General features: G+C 51.7%; 16 protein-coding genes. 12 read left to right on the plus strand and 4 right to left on the minus strand.

All coding sequences use genetic code 11. The features are described from left to right. Positions 1-12: 12 nt before the first annotated feature. Positions 13-1,872 (minus strand): DUF885 domain-containing protein, encoded by a 1,860-nt coding sequence (locus tag P8J86_08505; protein MDG2054735.1) that lies wholly within the window; start codon positions 1,870-1,872, stop codon positions 13-15. A 48-nt stretch (positions 1,873-1,920) separates the two neighbouring features. Then, positions 1,921-3,981: an elongation factor G gene (fusA, locus tag P8J86_08510; protein MDG2054736.1), complete on the minus strand. Its 2,061-nt coding sequence runs from the start codon at positions 3,979-3,981 to the stop codon at positions 1,921-1,923. 304 nt (positions 3,982-4,285) lie between these two features. Here fusA and P8J86_08515 point away from each other — a divergent pair, with 304 nt between their 5' ends. Then, positions 4,286-4,798, plus strand: coding sequence for a tRNA (cytidine(34)-2'-O)-methyltransferase (locus P8J86_08515; protein MDG2054737.1), 513 nt, complete (start codon positions 4,286-4,288; stop codon positions 4,796-4,798). Between the two features lie 3 nt (positions 4,799-4,801). Here the strand turns inward: P8J86_08515 and glyA are convergent, their stop codons facing one another. Then, on the minus strand, positions 4,802-6,103 hold the full coding sequence (gene glyA / locus P8J86_08520; protein ID MDG2054738.1) for a serine hydroxymethyltransferase: 1,302 nt from the start codon (positions 6,101-6,103) through the stop codon (positions 4,802-4,804). A 108-nt stretch (positions 6,104-6,211) separates the two neighbouring features. Between glyA and P8J86_08525 the strand changes: the two genes are divergently transcribed. Beyond that, positions 6,212-6,790 (plus strand): methylated-DNA--[protein]-cysteine S-methyltransferase, encoded by a 579-nt coding sequence (locus P8J86_08525; protein ID MDG2054739.1) that lies wholly within the window; start codon positions 6,212-6,214, stop codon positions 6,788-6,790. Then, entirely contained in the window at positions 6,781-8,106 is a 1,326-nt protein-coding gene (locus P8J86_08530) for a UDP-glucose/GDP-mannose dehydrogenase family protein (GenBank protein MDG2054740.1), read from the plus strand. Before P8J86_08525 ends, P8J86_08530 begins: the two co-directional genes overlap by 10 nt. A gap of 43 nt (positions 8,107-8,149) precedes the next feature. Here the strand turns inward: P8J86_08530 and P8J86_08535 are convergent, their stop codons facing one another. Continuing rightward, positions 8,150-8,602, minus strand: a complete 453-nt coding sequence (locus tag P8J86_08535) for a protease inhibitor I42 family protein (GenBank protein ID MDG2054741.1) — start codon at positions 8,600-8,602, stop codon at positions 8,150-8,152. 313 nt (positions 8,603-8,915) lie between these two features. On the opposite strand from P8J86_08535, the gene coxB reads away from it, so the two are divergent. From coxB to P8J86_08580, 9 genes are read left to right on the plus strand one after another with little or no spacing between them, the layout of a single operon-like run. Beyond that, the gene (gene coxB / locus P8J86_08540; protein MDG2054742.1) at positions 8,916-10,352 is read left to right on the plus strand and encodes a cytochrome c oxidase subunit II; all 1,437 of its coding nucleotides are present in this window, start codon (positions 8,916-8,918) and stop codon (positions 10,350-10,352) included. Between the two features lie 18 nt (positions 10,353-10,370). Then, on the plus strand, positions 10,371-12,041 hold the full coding sequence (gene ctaD / locus P8J86_08545) for a cytochrome c oxidase subunit I (GenBank protein MDG2054743.1): 1,671 nt from the start codon (positions 10,371-10,373) through the stop codon (positions 12,039-12,041). After that, positions 12,038-12,688 (plus strand): hypothetical protein, encoded by a 651-nt coding sequence (locus tag P8J86_08550; GenBank protein ID MDG2054744.1) that lies wholly within the window; start codon positions 12,038-12,040, stop codon positions 12,686-12,688. Before ctaD ends, P8J86_08550 begins: the two co-directional genes overlap by 4 nt. Before the next feature lie 28 nt (positions 12,689-12,716). Continuing rightward, on the plus strand, positions 12,717-13,589 hold the full coding sequence (locus P8J86_08555; protein MDG2054745.1) for a hypothetical protein: 873 nt from the start codon (positions 12,717-12,719) through the stop codon (positions 13,587-13,589). Further along, on the plus strand, positions 13,586-14,464 hold the full coding sequence (locus tag P8J86_08560; GenBank protein ID MDG2054746.1) for a c-type cytochrome: 879 nt from the start codon (positions 13,586-13,588) through the stop codon (positions 14,462-14,464). Before P8J86_08555 ends, P8J86_08560 begins: the two co-directional genes overlap by 4 nt. Then, positions 14,461-15,171 (plus strand): Rieske 2Fe-2S domain-containing protein, encoded by a 711-nt coding sequence (locus P8J86_08565; protein ID MDG2054747.1) that lies wholly within the window; start codon positions 14,461-14,463, stop codon positions 15,169-15,171. The genes P8J86_08560 and P8J86_08565 overlap by 4 nt, the downstream gene beginning before the upstream one ends. 5 nt (positions 15,172-15,176) lie before the next feature. Continuing rightward, positions 15,177-16,733: a cytochrome b N-terminal domain-containing protein gene (locus tag P8J86_08570; GenBank protein ID MDG2054748.1), complete on the plus strand. Its 1,557-nt coding sequence runs from the start codon at positions 15,177-15,179 to the stop codon at positions 16,731-16,733. 35 nt (positions 16,734-16,768) lie between these two features. Then, positions 16,769-19,159 (plus strand): cytochrome c oxidase assembly protein, encoded by a 2,391-nt coding sequence (locus tag P8J86_08575; protein ID MDG2054749.1) that lies wholly within the window; start codon positions 16,769-16,771, stop codon positions 19,157-19,159. Next, positions 19,156-19,713, plus strand: a complete 558-nt coding sequence (locus tag P8J86_08580; protein MDG2054750.1) for a hypothetical protein — start codon at positions 19,156-19,158, stop codon at positions 19,711-19,713. The genes P8J86_08575 and P8J86_08580 overlap by 4 nt, the downstream gene beginning before the upstream one ends. The last annotated feature ends 68 nt before the right edge of the window (positions 19,714-19,781 follow it).

The following is a 19,781-nucleotide window of genomic DNA, read 5'->3' on the forward strand; positions in this document are numbered from 1 at the left end:
ACCGACAGTCCATTATTGAACTTCACTGTCCGAATGATCTACTGAGACCGATCGCATCTGTTGTTCAATCCACTGGTCAATGCGTTCTTCAAGAACCCAAAGTGGTACCCCTCCATCACGCAACACAGCATCATGGAAGTGCCGCACATCGAAGTCGCTCCCTAAACGGGCCTCAGCCTTGTCACGCAAGTTACGAATGGCAATCTCGCCAATCTTGTAACTCGTCGCTTGGGCTGGCCAAGTGATATACCGATCGACTTCCACTTCTATATTGTGCTCACTGAGCGCTGTATGCTCAGCCATAAAGTCAATTGCTTCCTGACGTGTCCATCCAAAAGCGTGCAAACCAGGATCAACCACAAGCCGACATGCCCGCCACATCTCATAGGTGAGCTGCCCGAAGCGAGCATAAGGATCTTCATACAATCCCATCGGCTCTCCCATTCGTTCTGCATAAAGCGCCCACCCTTCACCAAAGGCGTTAAACCATGCATCCGTTCGGAATTCTGGAACGTCCTGCATCTCCTGCGCCAAAGCTATTTGATGATGATGGCCAGGCACCGCTTCATGTAAAGCAAGTGCGACCATCTCGTAGGTTGGCCGCTGCTTAAGATCCCATGTATTGGCATAGAAGTTTCCCGCAAAACCATTCGCTGGCGAACCAGGCTGGTAATAGGCGGTGGTTTGAGTTGGTGCCGCAAAATCAGGAATTGGCAACACGCCGTACGAAAGCCGGGGCAAGGTCGCAAAGAGCTCCGGCATCTTTCCATCAATCTGCTTACAGATATCGCGATATCGCATCAGCAATTGCTCGGGTGTCTCACAGTAAAAACGGGGATCCGTACGAAGGTAGGCGATGAACTGCTTAAGACGATCCTTATCACTCAATTGAGATGCTTCTGGATAGCGTTCTATAAAATCACTACTTGCAATGACCTTTAACATTTCTTGCCGGATACGTTGCACTTCAGACTGGCCGATCTCGTAAATTTCTTGAGCCGTCAGATCTGTCGTCGTCATTGCCCTGAGCTGCTGTTGATACCACGCTGCTCCATCTGGCAATTCATGAGCCCCCAAAGAATCCCGACAAGCAGGCAAATACGATTGGCCAACAAAGTCTTCCAATCGCTGCACCGCCAACTGCGCTGCTGGCAATGAAGTACTTTCAAAGCGATCGCGTAGCCGCTGTGATGTTGCTTCATCCATCCATTCTGGAACTTCTTGGAGCGGCAAACGAAGCGAATCAAATCCGCCGGGTTCTAAAACACGTCTTATCTGGGCATGAATATCAATCATGTTGGCCTTGGTGACCGTGCGACCAGAGGCCATCCCCTGTCGCATTCGCTCGATCAACGCATCGACCTGCCGAGGCTGTTGTTCAAGCCGAGCAAGATACCCTTCATAATCCTCAAGCATTTCAAACGGCGTATTGATTGCCATCATTGGTATCTGTTGATGAATGCCCGATCGAGCATTGAGAGGCACCTCATACATTTTGAATGGATGGGCCTTTAGTCGAGAGGTTAAGAGCGCCTCAAATACCTGATAGTTGATGCGGTCTTGCTCTGAAAGCGTGTCTATATCAATCATCTTAAGTTGATCGTAGAACGCCTGCCTTTTTAAATGCCGGGCCTCAAGACCTGCGATGCTGAGATCGGTCACACGATCAACACCAGACCGATCACCCTCCGACAAAGCTGACTCCGGAAAAACTTCGAAGGACCAAGCTCGCTCAGCTGCAAACAATTCTGCAAGGCGCTCAGCATTGTTCTTTTGTGCCACCGATACAGGATCAGGGGCCAAAGAAACAAATGAGAAGGTGCTATCACAACAAAGGCTGCACAACAGTATTAACACGACACCCATCGACATAAACAATGCCTCTCCTATCAAAGCTGTAAGGACTGAGAATCGCTGCCGCTAGTCGTCTGTGTGATCGGGCTTGTACAAAGCGACAACCTCAGCCTGCACATTTGGAGGCGTCTGTTCATCATGGCTGTATTCCATGGTGTAGCTCCCTGCGCCAGCGGTCATACTTTTGAGCTGACTGCTATAAGTCATCACTTCAGCAAGCGGAACTTCAACCTGCACACAGGCAACATTGCCAGGCAACATGTCAGTACCTTGAATACGCCCACGCCGCCCTGAGATATCCGAGGCAATATCGCCAATCTGTTCTGCTGGCACTGTAATTTCCATCTTGACAAAGGGCTCAAGCAAGACCGGATTCGCTTGCTGAATCGCATCAATAAAGGCGCGCTTACCAGCGGTCACAAATGCAACCTCTTTAGAATCGACCGCGTGAAACTTACCGTCGTAAACACTGACAGAGATATTGGTCATTGGATAGCCCGCCACCGCACCATCAGTCATACACTGCCGCACGCCCTTCTCAACAGCTGGCAGAAACTGTTTCGGAATTGATCCACCAAATGTGTTGTCAAGAAAGATCAGGCCCCGATCGATTCCATCCTCTTCACCCGTCAATGGCGAAACACGCAAATAGACTTCACCGAACTGCCCAGAACCACCGGTTTGCTTCTTGTGACGGTGATGGCCCTCAGCTTTGCCATAAATCGTCTCTTTGTACGCAACCTTCGGCATACGGGTTTGGACCTCAACGCCGTAATGATCTTTGAGCATTCGCAGCTTAATGCGCATGTGCTGCTCGCCAATACCTCGAAGCACGGTCTCTCGCGTTGCTTGAACTCGATCAAGCGCCAGCATCGGGTCTTCCGCCAGCATTTTTGCCAGCGCATCACCCAATTTACCTTCGGCGCCCTTACTAGAAACTTCAATTGCCTGGCCAAACATCGGCTCTGGCAACTCAAGCGGGCGCAAATGTAAATCCGTTCCAATTGTTCCATCATGCATCACAGAGTTGAACTTCAGCTCCTCTATTTTTGCAAGCACCCCAATGTCACCTGCGATGATCTTAGCGGTCTCAGAGCTTTCTTTTCCTTGAGCCTTCAGAACATGTGCGGTCCGGATTGGCTTTCGCTGATCATCAACGTGGGGTGAAACATTTGAACTAATCTCACCTTGATGCACCTTGAAATAAGCAAGCCGACCGACGTATGGATCCGATGAGACTTTGAAGACATGAGCAATCAGCTGCTTACTCGCGTCTGCCTCCGCCACAATATCTGCTCGCTCACCATCTTCACCTGTGCATTCAAATGAACGGGGGTTTCCTTGCAGTGGGCTCGGACATAGCGTGGCAAAGACATCAAGAAGCTCTTTGACACCAACGTTTTCTCGAGCACTCACAAATACAACCGGAATCAATGTTGCCTCGCGCATGGCCTGCTCGAACCCAGCATGAAGGTCTTCCATGCTGACCTCACCCTGCTCCAGATACTTCTCCATCAAGGCCTCATCACATTCAACCACCTGCTCGATCAAGTTGGTGTGAAACTTAGATATCTCACCGAGATCGCTATCGCCACTATCGTTGGTCAAGCAATTAATCACTTCCGTCCCACCCGATGCAGGCACATTAATCGGCTGACATGCCATGCCATACGTCTCACGGATTGCTGCCAGCACTTGACCAAGATCATCACCCTGATCAATTTTATTAATAATGATCAGCCGAGGCATATTGCGCTGCTCACAGACTTTCATGATGCGCCTTGTAATTGAATCGACACTCTTGCCGGGATCAATCATGATGGCAACGGTCTCTACCGCTGGAACAGAACTAATGGCTTTGCCAATGAAGTCGGGACGGCCAGGCGTATCAATCAAATTAATATGAGCGTTACCATGACTGAAGTGGACCAACGACGTGTCTAACGAGCATTCGAATTCATGCTCAAGATCACTGAAGTCGGAAACTGTATTTCCTTCTTCGATTTTTCCGATACGACCAATGACCCCCACCTCGCCAAGCAATGCCTCTGTCAGCGTCGTCTTACCAGCTGTGCTGGTTCCGGTGAGAGCGATGTTGCGAATATCTGCGGTTGTATAACTGGCCATGAAAGTGATCTCTCCTCAATTCATCCTGCACCAGCGGATGAGTTCGTGAACACTGTGGCAGCCGACCAGACAAGCCGGCCGATTCTGCTGTGGAGGTAGAGCGGTATGAGCCTTGAGTCCCACCTTGGCTCACCTCATGATCGGTTTGGTCAATATACCAAGGGCTCTGAACTCTCACTCGATAATGCGACATAAACCAATCAATGATGCCAGCATCGCACCACAATTCATGATAGAAAATCAAATCCTTACACAAAGAAGGCCCTAAACCACTCGCCCCTACAAAGAAGTACTGCCATCGCCCATGACTCAAACCTGGCTCAATATTGTCCTTTTGAATCCAGAAATTCCCAACAATACGGGAAACATTGGGAGAACTTGTGCTGCCACAGGTTGCCGGCTGCATCTGATTCATCCTCTGGGCTTCGATCTCTCTGAGAAGGCGCGCCGCCGCGCTGGCCTCGATTATTGGCCACTCGTTGACTGTATCGAGCATGCCAGTTTCAATGCCTATCTTGAACACGAGCAACCGAAACGGCTGTGGCTTTTGACCACACATGCAACGCGCCCACTATGGGAAGCAAAGATCGATGCCGGAGATCACTTTCTCTTCGGCAAAGAAACAGCAGGCGTACCGCAAGAGATTCATGATCTTGTCAAAAACAAATGGGGCGAGAATGCTCGCCTCACGCTACCAATGGTGAATGATCCACGTGCTCGAAGCTTAAACCTTGCAACGACCGTTTGTGGCGTCGTGTACGAAGCAATGCGTCAGATTCAACCTGATATCACAACACCACCACACTCGTCACATTAAATTTCAGTGAGGCAATGGAAATGTGTCACACAACGCATGCACTTCGTCGCGCACTTCTTTCGTAAGCTTTTCATCGCCACTTGCCAGCATGACGCGATCAAGTAGATCTGCAACAATCTCCATCTCTTTGACACCCATGCCACGCGTCGTGAGCGCTGGTGTTCCAAGACGGAGACCACTGGTCACCATTGGTGGCCTCGGATCATTTGGAATGCCATTTTTGTTCACAATGATGCCCGCATCCTCAAGCCATTGCTCAGCATCAGCACCAGTCAACGTAGCGCTTCTTGGCTGAAGATCAACCAACATCAGGTGATTATCTGTACCACCACTACAAAGGCGATAGCCGCGCTGGACCAGCGCTGCCGCCAACGCTTGCGCATTTTCAACGACCTGCTTGCTATAGGTCTTGAAAGAATGATCAAGGGCTTCCTTGAACGCGACTGCTTTTGCTGCAATGACATGCATCAGCGGCCCACCTTGCGAGCCAGGAAAGACCTTTCGATCAACCTTTTTAGCAATTTCCTCATCATCACAGAGCACCAAGCCACCGCGCGGGCCTCGTAACGTCTTGTGGGTTGTTGTTGTCACAATATGTGCATGCGGAAACGGTGATGGGTGCACACCAGCGGCCACCAAACCTGCAATGTGCGCGATGTCTGCCATCAACACTGCTCCAACCTCATCGGCAATCTCACGGAATCGAGCAAAGTCAATCACACGGGAGTAAGCAGAGTAACCACAGATAATCATCTGAGGTTTACATTCGCGCGCCTTGGCAGCAATGACATCGTAGTCGAGACATTCTGATTTTGGATCAAGGTCATAGTCAACGATGTTATAAAAGGTGCCCGAGAAATTCGGCTTGAGCCCATGACTAAGATGACCACCAGACTTAATCGGTAAGCTCAATATGGTGTCACCCGGTGCGCACATTGCCATGAATGCTGCGACATTCGCATTGGCTCCACTATGTGGCTGAACATTTGCATAACCGCAGCCAAAGAGCTGTTTCGCTCGCTCTCTTGCAAGATCTTCAATTTGATCGTGAAACTCACAACCGCCGTAATAACGTTTGCCGGGGTAACCCTCGGCATACTTATTGGTCAGCCACGAACCCATGGTCCGCATGACTGCACCAGAAACATGATTTTCAGATGCAATTAATTCCAAAGTTGTTGCCTGGCGGTTGGCCTCAAGAGCCATAAGCTCTGCAACATCGGGATCAAGAGCGGCCAGTTGTTCGACCAGTTTCGCGTCTGAAGCGTGCATGATGGTTTCCTGCTGAAGTATATTATTTGCCATGTCGCTATCCTAACCGACCCCCTCCCCTAGGTAACATGCATCAAGTGCCTTAAGACACCCCGATTTTTACCGAAATCTTTATCCTCTCCTGAGTGAGCACCCTGCCTGATGACCGATTGCTATATCAGCTGCAAAACGCCGGTTGGATACTACCGGCTGTATGCCGCCGACCAATTGGCAGCAAAGGGGCAGCTCAGACCCTTCAGGGCGACTTGGGTTGAGAACGATTTGGAAGTCCCGGCAGCATGGATCGCTCATGATGAAATGCTGGCAGAGACCACCAAGATGATTCAAGCCTATCTACTTGGAGAAGATATCGACCCTGCACTGGCTCCATTACCCACGCCGGTGGGTCCCAAATTTCACCAAAGCTGTTGGGAAGCCCTTCGCACGGTCGGCCGAAGCGAGTGCATCACCTACGGGCAACTCGCCGAATTAGCAGGTGGGCATCGTAACCAAGCCCGCGCCGTGGGGGCAGCGATGCGAAGCAACCCGCTTCCACTGATCGTCCCTTGCCACCGGGTACTCGCTCAAGATGGAGCCAAATATCGCCTGGGTGGATACATGGGCGAGCACGAGAACAAATCAAGAGATAGTCTACCACTACAAATTAAACGTTGGTTGCTAAGTCTTGAGGGCACCTTCGATACAAACGAGATTTTATTGGAGCGACGCGAATGCGCCTAACAATGGTGGGAACTGGATACGTTGGGCTTGTGACAGGCACATGCCTCGCAGAATCTGGCAACGATGTTTGTTGCCTTGATATAGATCCTGCGAAGATCAAACTTCTCAAGCAAGGACACTCCCCTATCTATGAACCTGGGCTCTCAGAAATGCTGACCCACAACATAGAAAGTGATCGCTTGAAGTTTACGACGAATACGAGCGAGGCATACAGTCATGCAGAGGTCATCTTCATCTGTGTCGGAACCCCCACCGATGCAAAGGGTGGCTCCGATCTATCAGCTGTCTTTGCTGTTGCACGTACGATTGGTGAAGCACTCGACCAAAGGCCCGAGTCAGATGCCCCTATTCTTATCGTGGTGAAGTCGACTGTGCCTGTTGGGACAACCCATCAAGTACAAGAAATTATCAGCTCTTGTACAAAGAGACCTTTTCTGATTGCCAACAATCCTGAGTTCCTAAAAGAAGGCGATGCGATTAGTGATTTCTCAAAACCTGATCGTGTGGTTTGTGGCATTGAGGAACCACGCACAGCGACTCTGCTCGAGCAAATCTACCAACCCTTCGTTCGACAGGGCCACCCCATTATTATGATGGACATCCTTTCATCAGAGATGGTCAAGTATGCGTCCAATGCAATGCTGGCATGCAAAATTAGTTTCATCAACGAGATGGCTCATCTTTGCGAACTCTACGGAGCTGATATTTCAAACGTGCGACAGGGTATGTGTAGCGATCATCGCATCGGCAATCAATTCTTCTATCCAGGCCTTGGATACGGCGGATCATGCTTCCCAAAAGATACGCTTGCTGTCATGCGAATGGGCGAAGAAAAGAACTGGCATTGCCAACTCAACACCGCAGTGCATGAAGTTAATCAAGCACAGCGGCAGCGCTTCTGGAATCGCATCGAGTCGGTGATGGGCCGTGATTTAAAAGGCAAGAAGATTGCATTCTGGGGCATCTCCTTCAAGCCACAAACCGATGATATTCGTGAAGCACCAGCGATCAACCTGATTCAACTGGCCATCAAAGCCGGGGCAACCGTCATGGCGTATGACCCTGTGGCAGGCCCCAATCTTAAAGCCCAACTGCCCCAGGTTGCTCAAGCCAAGGATCTCTATGCGGCCGCAGAAGGTGCCCATGCAGTCATCGTGAGTACGGAGTGGAATGAATTTCGCACGCCAGACCTGAAACGGGTACGAAAAACCATGGCTGAGCCACTGCTTTTCGACGGTCGCAACATCTTTGATCCTCACCAAATGAAGGCAAGCGGATTCGAATATCACTCGATTGGACGGACTTCAATAAGCTGAAATCCGGCCAACACAAACACATAAGTTGTTCTTGATAAATACCTTATGGTTTTATAGTGATCTTGTACTTACGTGTATCCGCAGGCGCCTCGCTACCCTCCCAGCTCCGCTGATAGGCGATTTCCACGATCGCATCACCGGCAGCAATCGCTTTGAGCTCCCACCACTGTTGTCCAGGAACGCCCACCCTCTGTACCCCCGTTTCCTGAGGCGGCAACTGAAAGCCTGAATCTTCCATCTTCAGCAGCGCTGCATCCAAAGGAGTCGCAAGTTGCCACTGGAAACCCGTTGTGGGATTGGACTTAGCCCAAATCCAGAAGTTCTCACCAACACGAACTGTTACCTCGCTTGGTGAATCAGGCGACTTGGCCATCTCAGCTTTCAGCTGCGAACCACTCTGTTGGTGATGATCACATCCACCAACAAGAACCATCAACAGAACCACCGAAAAGATGCCCAACAAGATCAGTACACGTAGAAAACAACCAGTACCCATATCACCATCTCCATTAAGCTTGTCGCCAGTGACTCATCACACTCAGCTTTGGATCATACGCTGAGAACCAATGCCTCTAAATGAGAACAGTTCTCAATTACTTTTCAGGCGATCTTAATCGCGCTTTGAAGTGCCTTGCAGGCAGATGAACAGCAACTTAGACTGCCTCCCAATGCAGATGCAATTGAGGTTTGCCGGGAACAAACGACAAAGGCCAAAAAGCCCTCAGCGGTTGGCTGGTTTTGGGAAAGCAAGACCCCTCTGCAATGCACTGCTACTTCTGCCTGCAATCCTTACGATACTGACCGTCCTGATGGGCGCAGACACAATCGTGGCTGAGCCTGATCCTCTTGCAGCGATGTATGAAGAAAACCTTCCAGGCGCCAATGCAATCGAACAAAACATGTTTGATACTGGCGGTAGCCCTGCTCGCGAAATTCGCGACTACTACTACTTACTATTAGGCATCATCGCCATCATCTTTGTGTTTGTCTGGGGCGTCCTTCTCTACACGATCTTTCGCTTCCGAGCCCGCAAAGAAGATGAGGGCAAAGAACCACCACAGAACTACGGCAGTGATCCTGTAGAAGTTGCCTGGACTGTGGCCCCGATGATCATTGTGTTCATTCTTTTCCTGATCACCCTTCGCAGCATTCTGGTCATCGATAAAACTGAGCGACCACCTGATTCAGTTCACGTCCGCGTGATCGGGCATCAATGGTGGTGGGAATTCATCTACCCTGAAATCAAGACTGCTGAAGGGCTTCCACTGGCAACAGCCAACGAACTGCATATACCTGCGGGCAAAGACATCTGGTGCACACTCGAATCACAAGATGTGATCCATAGCTTTTGGCTCCCTTCGCTTTTCGGTAAAAAAGACTGCGTCCCCAATCACGAGAATTTCATTTGGTTTCACGTAGATGATCCAGGGTGGTATGACGGCCAGTGCGTTGAATATTGCGGCGCCCAACATGCCAACATGCTCATCCGTGCATATGCACATGAAACTGAAGAATCGTTTAATCAGTGGGTCGAGAAACAATCTCGTAACGGCAACAACTTCAACAGTTTCTCACAATTCAAAACATGGCTTGACAATCAAACCAAAACTGAGCCAGCCTATTACAGCGCTCAGCTTCAAGCTTGGAACAGGGATATTCCCAATTGGATTCCATTTAGAGACTGGCTCGCGACGCAAAAGAAAGCTTCAGACAACGAGACCATCAAGGAGTGGCTTGCTGACGCAAAGTCTGATGATGCCAAGCGTCTCGCGGCCCAACGAAAGAAGAATGAACAAGGCTCGGGCGATGTGATGCGATGGACATTCCGGTCGTTCCGTGCATTGATGCCAAATGAAGATGTCGATGAATTCAGCCTGAGGACCAATCCACCAGATATCGCTTGGGAAACCATTCGCCCTTGGGCTGAGCAATATGCATTCGTTCAATGGCAAATCGGCCACGATGATTTTGCAAAAATGGCCTGCATCAACTGCCATACCATCCGCCAGCCTCCAGGAATTACGCCACAGGCAAACGGTATCTTCGGGCCAGATCTCACCCACCTGATGAGCCGAACAGTCATCGGTTCGGGTGCTGCAGCCAATACACCAAGAAACCTATTGAGCTGGGTCCAAAACCCACAAGTCATTAAGCAGGACTGCCTCATGCCAGACATGCGCATTCCTGAAGATCACATCTGGCACGTCGTGGGCTATCTACGCACGTTGCGGTATCAAGAAAACTAGCCGACCTATATGAGCACCATGAGCCATCCACCCTCGACCCCTAATTTGATCAAGGACCGTCCGTCTAAGGTGACGACGTTGCATTCCTGGATTATCACGGTCGACCATAAGAAACTCGGCCTCATGTATTGCATGACCGCCCTGCTCTTCTTCGTCATTGCTGGCTTCGAGGCAATGATGATCCGGTGGCAGCTGTTCATTCCAGACAATGACATCATTGTCACGCAGGTCTATAACGAATTCATGACCATGCACGGCACCACGATGGTCTTCTTCGTTGGCATGCCCATGCTTACTGGCTTTGCAACCTATCTCATTCCATTAATGGTCGGCGCCCGTGACATGGCGTTCCCACGCCTCAATGCGCTTGGCTTCTGGCTCACCTTCTTTAGTGGCATCCTGCTTTACTCAAGCTTCTTTATGGCACCTGCCCTCTATGCGTCTGGCGCCGCTCCAGATTTTGGATGGTTCGCGTACGCACCGCTGACAGCCAAGACGTTCGATCGTGGCCACACTGTTGACTACTGGATCTTTGCAATAACACTCAGTGGCTTTGGCACGATGATCGCTGGCACGAACATCATTACCACAACACTATGCATGCGTTGTAAGGGCATGAAGCTTTCGAAGATGCCTTTGTTTGTCTGGATCATGCTCACCGATGCCGTGCTGATGGTGGTGGGCATTCCACCGCTCACTGCGGCGCAAGCCATGCTACTGATGGACCGTGAACTGGGCGCCCACTTCTTTGATGTCAACGCAGGTGGCTCTGCCATTTTCTGGCAACACCTTTTCTGGTTCTTTGGCCATCCGGAGGTCTATATTCTCATCTTGCCGGCATTTGCGATTGCTTCGGAAGTGATCCCGGTGTTCTCGCGCAAGGTTATTTTTGGCTATCCGTTAATGGTTGCTGCAACCGTAGGCATTGCGTTTATTGCGCTCGGTGTATGGGTGCACCACATGTTCGCTGTTGGATTAAGCCCTGCTATTAATGCAATTTTCAGTGGCACCACATTCTTAATATCAATACCAACTGGCATTAAGATCTTTACATGGATGGCAACCATGTATGGCGGACGTTTGAAATTCGATACGCCAATGCTCTTCCTCACAGCCTTCCTTGGACTGTTCACTGTTGGTGGTCTCACCGGCATTACGCTCGCTTCAGTACCAGCTGACTGGCAACTTCACGACACCTATTATGTGGTTGGCCACTTCCATTATGTCCTCTTCGGCGGCCTCATCTTTGCCGTCTTTGGTGGCATGTACTACTGGTATCCCAAGGTCACTGGCCGGCTGATGAGTGAAAAGCTAGGAAAGTGGAACTTCTGGATCTTCTTCATCTCGTTTAACCTCACCTTCTTCCCGATGCACATTGCCGGCTTACTCGGCATGCCCAGACGTATCTATACCTACGAAGCTGGACATGGCTGGGAGCTCTGGAACATGCTGTCTTCAGTTGGCGCTTTCATGCAGATGATTGCGGTTGCGATATTCGTTTGGAATGCCATTGCCTCACTCAAACGAGGCAAAGTTGCAGGGCCAGATCCTTGGGATGCATGGACACTTGAATGGGCGACCACGTCACCACCACCTGAATACAACTTCGAAGAAATACCAACCGTGCGAAGCCGAAGACCGCTCTGGGATCTCAAGCACCCAGAAGATCCAGATTGGAAGTACGAATGAGTGCCTCTGAATATCCTCCAGTCACAAGCGTCAGCGCCGCGGCTGTTCAGATGGCCGGCGATGACGGCACTGGCCGCCCTTCGCATCGCCTGGTCGGCATGATCTGCTTCCTCGCAAGTGAGGTCACCTTCTTTGCTGCATTCCTCGTGGCCTATGGCGTCTATTGCACACAGAGCATCTCGGGTCCGCAACCCAACGATTTACTTGAGTTCTGGCCAGCCACGATTGCCATCATTGTCCTGGTCATCACGAGCTTAGGGCTCTTCGGTGTGCCCAAAGCCCTTCTTAGTGGACAGTTCCTACTTGCCGGATTCTTACTCCTACTGCCATCATTGGGCAGCGCGTGGTTCCTGTATTCAACCATTCATGAATGGCTCGGCCTGATCAATGGCGACCCCTCACTCACGATCCGAACGAACTTGTTCGGCACTGTTTACTTTGGCCTGCTTGGCTTAGATCTCGCTCATGTGTTTATGGGTGGCACGGTCATGGCATTCACTTGCATCTGTGCTTTTACCGGCCGACTTGGCCGAGGCACCGCAGAGACGCTCTTTGTGATGGCCTTGTTCTACTGGTTTGTTGTTCTTGCATCAGTCGTCGTATGGCTGATGATCTATGTTGTCTTTCTTGATTGGGTCCCCAGCTAATTTGTCCCCTGCACTTATTTGAGACTTTATGATTGACGAACAAACACTTCGAGATGCAACGGCACGACATGGGGATGAGATACCCCCAGGCACGGTCGAATTGCCTGGGCCCAGTACGTGGCCCTGCCTCTTGGCGTTTGGCCTAGCCCTTAGCGCTATGGGCGTGCTCACCATGTGGGTCGTCTTCTATGTTGGCTGCGCCATCACCGCAATTGCAGCCCTTGGCTTTTTCCACGCGGTCTTCCCACGTGAGAAAGTTTGGTATGCGGAGATTGAAGAACCTCAGCCAACAGTTCTGCCGCGTGGATCTGTCGAGCACCTCACCCCTGGTATGGCGGGTCACCGAATCCAGCTCCCAGAGAAGGTGCACCCCTATCGCGCCGGCCTTTATGGTGGCCTGCTTGGTGGTGCAGCCATGGGTGTCGTGGCCTTGGTCTACACAGTCTTTTCGCTTGGTAGCTGGGCTTATTCACTGAACATCTTGGCCGCCATGCTGCTACCAAGTTATCGCGACCAACCAATTGAGTTCTATCTGGCATGGGAATGGACAGGCGTGCTATTCGGCGCCGGCATTCATGTGGTGCTCTCCATTTCCATCGGCATGGTTTACGCCGTCGTCCTACCCATGATGGGTGGCAAGCGGCTTGCCATGATCCTTGGCTCGCTGGTTGGGCCACTGATCTTCACCGGTTTACTTTGGCCAGCAGTCGCAATTATCTCAGAGCCACTGGCTAATCTCGTTTGGAATCCGGATTCAGCAAGTCTCTGGGTGTTCATCGGTTCACAATTTGCATTCGGTTTCGTATGTACTTGGTGGATCTTACGAGCCGAACGTCGCTATACCCCGCAATGGATCAAGCACTACACCACACCTGAAGAAGAAAGCGGGAGCAACGCATGATCAAGACATTGATGCGATTCTCCTGTGTGACCGCGATGGCATGTTCAATGCTGGTGACAACCACTGGCTGCGACGATGGCTTTGGTAGTTTCTGGCCAGGCAAACCTCGCTACCCAGAAGACATGCCACTGCGACCCGATCAGGTGCTGTCATTTGAGTTGCTTTATCAGGCCCAGTGCGCTGGTTGCCACGGCAACCAAGGCAAGGGAGGCCCTGCCGCTGCATTGAACGATGCACTGACGATGTCAATCATGCCTGAGGACTACCTGCTTCGGGTCATTTCTGAGGGTGTCAATCCAAACAATGACCCTGAGATTGCCAAGACGCTCGGCATTGAAGAAATCCTGATGCCAGCATCAAGCCGTAAACTCAATGGCATGCTGACTGATGAGCAGCTCATGATTCTTGCAAAGACGCTGAAGGAAGGACCACCGTCCTGGCTTCATGGCGATGCAGACAGCGATACTGAAAAGTCAGAAGAGAACGCATCGAAAGAGCACAGTGGATGGGATACATCTCACCTACCATCCCCACTACCAACCTATTTGATCAGCAAAGCGCCCAAGGGCAGTGCCCAACGCGGCGGCGAATTGTTTAGAACGTACTGCAGCAGCTGCCACGGTCCTGAAGGCGGCGGTATCCCAAACGTGGCTGGCGGATCAGTCATTGAAGCTAGCTACCTAGCCCTCGTGAGTAATCAATACCTTCGCTGGGTGATCATTGCAGGACGCCCTGAATGGGGCATGCCTGCCTATCACGAACTCCCTGAGGCAAATGGCCATGCCCTCACTGACCAACAGATCTCTGACTTGGTGGCCTATATCAGCTCCCGACGAGAACAATGGGCTGAAGACCCGAATCCGGTGAATCCATGACCGACGCACATCAACAGCACGACATGCAGGGCAAAGAACAGGGCCAAGATGCCCAATCCAGCCCACTCCCCAAACGCGTCACAGCGCCGCTGCCTGGCAAAGACACTGCAACCAGCCTGACGCGACGTGGTTTCATGTTGGCATTGGGCTATGTGCTCATGGCGATCTCAGTCATTGCCGTGGGCATTCCCATCGTCTGGTACGTCATCAGTGTCTTCCGTACCTACCCCGATAAGTGGGTCAAGCTTTCCGACGATATCAACCGAGACTTTCCTGAGGGCTCCACACGACTTGCCGACTTTATCAATCCAGCAAACTTCCCAGACACTGGACCAACCAAAGAAGCAAGAACAGAAAACTCCGCAATCATTCCTTGGCAAGGCGCATCAATACATTTGCCTTGCTGGGTTCGCCGTATCAAAGACGAACAATTCCAAATCTTTGCCATCAATTGCAGTCACCTTGGCTGCCCGGTCCGATGGTTTGATGAGGCTGAACTTTTCATGTGCCCATGCCATGGAAGTGTCTTTTATCAGGATGGCGAGTACGCAGCTGGCCCCGCCCCACGTGGCTTGTACCAATACCGGTTCAAGATCACCGACGCACGCGATAAAAAGGGAGAGGCCCGCAAGGACAATAGTGGCAATCAACCAAGAGAACTCTGGATCAAGGCGGGTACGGTCCCGACCTTACAGCAACCTGCATAACAGTAATGGCAAAGCACCCTATTAAAGGCACGATTGACTGGTTTGATGACCGACTTGAGGTCACGAAGACTATTTGGCCAGCCACCGCTGGTCACACTGTCCCCGCGAATGCGAAGTGGTGGTACGTCTTCGGCAGCGCCACCATGGCCATGTTTATGCTGCAGCTCGTAACGGGCATTTGTTTAGCGTTGGTCTATGTGCCCAGTGCCGACCATGCTTGGGACAGCCTGATCTATCTCAACTTCCATCAACCGCTGGGCTGGTTCCTTCGAAGTATCCACTTCTGGGGTTCTACCGCGATGGCGGCCATGATCACGATTCATATGACGCAGGTCTTCCTGTTTGGAGCCTATAAGTACCCACGTGAATTGACCTGGGTGATTGGCTTCTTCTTGCTGATCTGCACCTTTGGCATCGCCTTCACTGGCCAGGTACTCCGTTTCGATCAAGACGCATACTGGGGTCTGGGTATTGGCGCTGCGATGATGGGACGCATCCCATGGATCGGCCCCGAGATTGTTGACTTCATCATGGGTGGCCCCATTCTTGGCGCCCAGACACTTTCACGATTCTTCACCCTGCACGTTTTCGTGCTTCCGGGTGCTGTACTCATGTTGCTGTTCTTCCATCTCTATCTTGTGCTGCGAAAAGGTATTTCTGAGATGCCTGTTGCTGGCAAACGCGTCAGCAAACGCACTTATGAAAAGCAGTACTTTGCGGAAATCGAACGCACTGGCGTTCCATTCTTCCCCAACGCAGCGAAGCGTGATTTGATCTTCATTGGCATTTTGATCTTGGTCGTTGGCATTATTGCTGCGGTTGTCGGACCACACGGTCCCAATGGCCCGCCAGATCCCATGATCATCTACACAACACCGCGCCCCGACTGGTACTTCATGTGGATCTTCTCTGTTCTGGCGCTCTTGCCGAGAGAGATTGAGACCTTCCTGATTATGGCGGCGCCGGTTGGCTTCATCGTGGTCTTCACCTGCCTGCCCTTCTGGTCAGGGACGGGCGAACGGCATTGGCGTCGTCGCCCAGCAGCAGTCATCGTTGTGATCCTGCTGTACGTCTCGATTGGACTACTGACCTACATTGGCTTCCCTTCACCATGGTCGCCACACATGATGGCTGGCAGTGGTGTGGTCTCGGCTCCTGAGTTTTACCAAGGACGAACACCGCTTGAAATGCAAGGCGCTGTGCTATTCCAATACAAGGAATGCCGGAACTGCCATGCAATTGGAGGCCTTGGTGGCCAGCGCGGCCCAGATCTATCTGATGTGGCAACGCGACTGACTGACGATCAGCTCAGACGCCAGATCATTCAGGGTGACGGCAATATGCCTGCCTTTGGTAAAAACCTCAGCCCAGCTGAAGTTGATGCGCTTGTTGCTTATCTACGCACTCTGGTCCCAGAAGGTGAAAGTCCAGCGCAACCGCCATCGCACTATGAGATTCCTGCTCTTGATCTACCAACCTCAACAGCCGGAGCCTCAACAGGCACTTCAGGGGCCAGTAATGCCTCTGGAGGACACGGTGCCTCTGCACTTGCCAGTCCGTAGTATCCTCTTGAAGGGGATAAGGAGGGACTGACCAGGTGAGCGCCACAGAAGCTCTCATGCGATCTTGGAATATCGACGTGATCTACGTCGTGGTTCTTTTGGCCGCCGCGGTCATTTATATGCGCGGTTGGGTTGGGTTGCATCGACAGCGACCGGAGCGATTCGGCCCCGCAACGCTGGTCTCCTTTCTTCTGGGCGAGCTGGTTATCTTTATCGCGCTGTGCTCGCCACTTGAAGCTGCCAGTGGTCTTTTACTACAAGCGCATATGGCTCAACACATTTTGCTGATGTTGATTGCGCCGCCGCTCTTATGGTTAGGCACCCCAGGCCTCCCATTGCTTTGGGGGCTGCCGCCATTCGTTCGCAAGTATGGCATCGGTCCATTTCTCGCTTCACCAGGTGTGCGGCAGATCTTTCGTTTGATCACCCACCCCATCGTGACCTTTGCTTTTTTGGCAGTCGTACTCTGGACATGGCATCTTCCCTGGCTCTATCAGCTTTCCCTGAGCTCACCAGCGTGGCATCAGTTTGAACATGCGTGCTTTTTCTGGGCAGGCATGCTCTTTTGGTATCCAGTCATTTTGCCCTATCCAGCGCAAGTGCGATGGTCACGCTGGCTGGTGGTGCCCTATCTATTGCTCGCTGCATTACAGAACACCATCTTCAGCGCTATCTTCTGTTTCTCTTCGGTCATCTTTTATCCCTACTACGCAACAGTGCCAAACGCATGGGACGTCAAACCACTCGATGATCAAGCGGTCGCTGGTGGGCTGATGTGGATCATTGGGTCATTGGTGATGTTGGCGCCCGTCTTCATAATCGTCCGGGGCCTCGTCGCTCCAACTGGGCTGACCGTCAGACAACCAGAACCACGAGCGAACCGAAGGCTTGGAATCAGTCAATCGCACCCCTTGCCGATCCTTCAAGCCAATGCAGCAGTACCAGCGCTGAGTGGCGGCGCCATCAGCACCCCCGGCTTTCAGAGGCCCGCTGCACGTCAACGGCGACGTCCCTTTGACCTCTTAGCGGTACCAGTCATTGGCGCGACCTTAAGTCACCGCGGCTTTCGTCGCTGTGTCCAAGCAACCCTCTTTGCCATCGCTATTTTGATCATGATCGATGGCTGGTTTGGCCCGCAAGTTGCATCCATGAACCTAGCCGGAGCACTTCCGTGGATTCACTGGCGCGGATTTCTTGTCATTGCCCTACTCGCTGTCGGAAATCTATTCTGCTACGGATGTCCGTTTGTCTTTGTGCGTAGCCTCGGACGATCTCTCTTGCCGGCAAAGCTAAACTGGCCTCGCGTACTTCGAAGCAAGTGGCTTGCGGTTGGCTTGATCTTCATCTTCCTGTGGGCCTACGAAGCTTTTAGTCTCTGGGCTTCCCCATGGTGGACCGCTTGGATTGTGCTTGGTTACTTCCTGTCTGCTCTTGCAATCGATGGGTTGTTTCGAGGGGCTGCGTTTTGCAAATACGTCTGCCCCATTGGGCAATTCCAATTCGTGCAATCAATCGTTTCACCAACTGAAGTTCGTGTCCGCGATATGGACCGATGCACCAGCTGTGAAACGCATGATTGCATCAAAGGTTCACCAAAAACAGATGCGATCGGATGTGAATTGCACCTCTTTCAACCACGAAAGAAGAGCAATCTCGACTGCACCTTTTGCTTAGATTGTGTGCGCGCTTGTCCGCATGACAACATTGGCATCATCGCAACCACACCGGGAAGCACCTTGCTTGAAGATGACCATCGCTCAAGTATTCGGCGCTTGTCAGGCCGCCTGGACTTTGCCTGCCTGGTCTTAGTACTTGTCTTTGGCGCCTTTGCCAATGCAGCTGGCATGGTTGGCCCAGTACTCGATTGGCAAGACCAAACCACCGCTGCCTGGGGCATGTCATCTAGACTGGCCGTTGTCACTGTCGGGATCGTGGCGTCATGTCTTGTCTTGCCAGTGATCCTTGCTGGCGTGGCCACGGCACTGAGCCAATTCGTTTCAATCAATACCACACCGATGCGATTCGCCGTACGCATGATCTTTGGACTCGTCCCGATGGGTATGGCGATGTGGACTTGCCACTTTATCTTTCACTTCTTAACCAGCATGGGCACCGTGGTCCCGATCACGCAGCGCATGGCACGCGATGTAGGCCTGAACTTAGGCGAGCCCGCCTGGATCCTCTCTTGCTGTCAAATTCCGCCCGATTGGCTCTTGCCCCTGGAGATTTTTATTCTTGGCGTAGGCGCTGTTGGTAGTGGCTATCTGCTTTACCGCATGTCACTGCGCATGACCAAAACCACTCGTGACGCTGTGCTGACTTCAATTCCTTGGCTCCTCATTGTGGCCATGCTCTACCTGGTTGGCATTTGGACCATGCTCCAGCCCATGGAAATGCGCGGCACCTTGGATGTACCACTGCTATGACACATATTCGATCTAGCTGGATCATGCTTCCTATTGCCTTATTAGTGATCACTGTCAGTGCGCGAGCTGATCTCGGCACGGTGCGTGATACCAAAACCATCGAGGGCTACGATCTCACGCTTTTCTCATCACCAGAACCCTTCCGAGCTGGGCCTGTTGATATCAGCGTCATGGTCGCGAATCACGACACAGGACAGACCATTGTTGACTGCCAGATTGAGATTCTGCTGACACCGACGTTCGACGGGCCAGCTGCGTTTCATGTACCTGCAACACGAGAGAATGCTCAAAACCAATTACTCCAAGCCGCCCTCTTTGAGATCCCTGAACCAGGACAGTGGAAAGTCACTGCCAGGGTGACCGGGCTCTCCGGAATCAGCCAACCAATTGAACTCACCGCCCTTGTGGATGCCTTCCCTCATCTGCCTCGCTGGCGGTCTATCTGGCTCTGGCTTGTCTTGCCAATCATCGCCTTAGTGGTCTATGTCTTCAATCAAATCTGTGCGGCAAGTCGCAAACAACGTCACAAACGCAGAAGCATGGAGTCAAAGTAATTTCCCGTATAATCCGGTGCCTTTAAAGTACCACCTCGAGCATGTATTGAATTGCCGAAGTTGTCTCA

The organism is Phycisphaerales bacterium (assembly GCA_029268515.1).
Classification (GTDB): domain Bacteria; phylum Planctomycetota; class Phycisphaerae; order Phycisphaerales; family SM1A02; genus JAQWNP01.

Excerpts from the sequence above, each read along its gene's own strand:
- P8J86_08505 (MDG2054735.1), bottom strand. The coding sequence starts at position 1,872 with ATGTCGATGGGTGTCGTGTTAATACTGTTGTGCAGCCTTTGTTGTGAT.
- fusA (MDG2054736.1), bottom strand. The coding sequence starts at position 3,981 with ATGGCCAGTTATACAACCGCAGATATTCGCAACATCGCTCTCACCGGA.
- P8J86_08515 (MDG2054737.1), top strand. The coding sequence starts at position 4,286 with ATGACTCAAACCTGGCTCAATATTGTCCTTTTGAATCCAGAAATTCCC.
- glyA (MDG2054738.1), bottom strand. The coding sequence starts at position 6,103 with ATGGCAAATAATATACTTCAGCAGGAAACCATCATGCACGCTTCAGAC.
- P8J86_08525 (MDG2054739.1), top strand. The coding sequence starts at position 6,212 with ATGACCGATTGCTATATCAGCTGCAAAACGCCGGTTGGATACTACCGG.
- P8J86_08530 (MDG2054740.1), top strand. The coding sequence starts at position 6,781 with ATGCGCCTAACAATGGTGGGAACTGGATACGTTGGGCTTGTGACAGGC.
- P8J86_08535 (MDG2054741.1), bottom strand. The coding sequence starts at position 8,602 with ATGGGTACTGGTTGTTTTCTACGTGTACTGATCTTGTTGGGCATCTTT.
- coxB (MDG2054742.1), top strand. The coding sequence starts at position 8,916 with ATGGGCGCAGACACAATCGTGGCTGAGCCTGATCCTCTTGCAGCGATG.
- ctaD (MDG2054743.1), top strand. The coding sequence starts at position 10,371 with ATGAGCCATCCACCCTCGACCCCTAATTTGATCAAGGACCGTCCGTCT.
- P8J86_08550 (MDG2054744.1), top strand. The coding sequence starts at position 12,038 with ATGAGTGCCTCTGAATATCCTCCAGTCACAAGCGTCAGCGCCGCGGCT.
- P8J86_08555 (MDG2054745.1), top strand. The coding sequence starts at position 12,717 with ATGATTGACGAACAAACACTTCGAGATGCAACGGCACGACATGGGGAT.
- P8J86_08560 (MDG2054746.1), top strand. The coding sequence starts at position 13,586 with ATGATCAAGACATTGATGCGATTCTCCTGTGTGACCGCGATGGCATGT.
- P8J86_08565 (MDG2054747.1), top strand. The coding sequence starts at position 14,461 with ATGACCGACGCACATCAACAGCACGACATGCAGGGCAAAGAACAGGGC.
- P8J86_08570 (MDG2054748.1), top strand. The coding sequence starts at position 15,177 with ATGGCAAAGCACCCTATTAAAGGCACGATTGACTGGTTTGATGACCGA.
- P8J86_08580 (MDG2054750.1), top strand. The coding sequence starts at position 19,156 with ATGACACATATTCGATCTAGCTGGATCATGCTTCCTATTGCCTTATTA.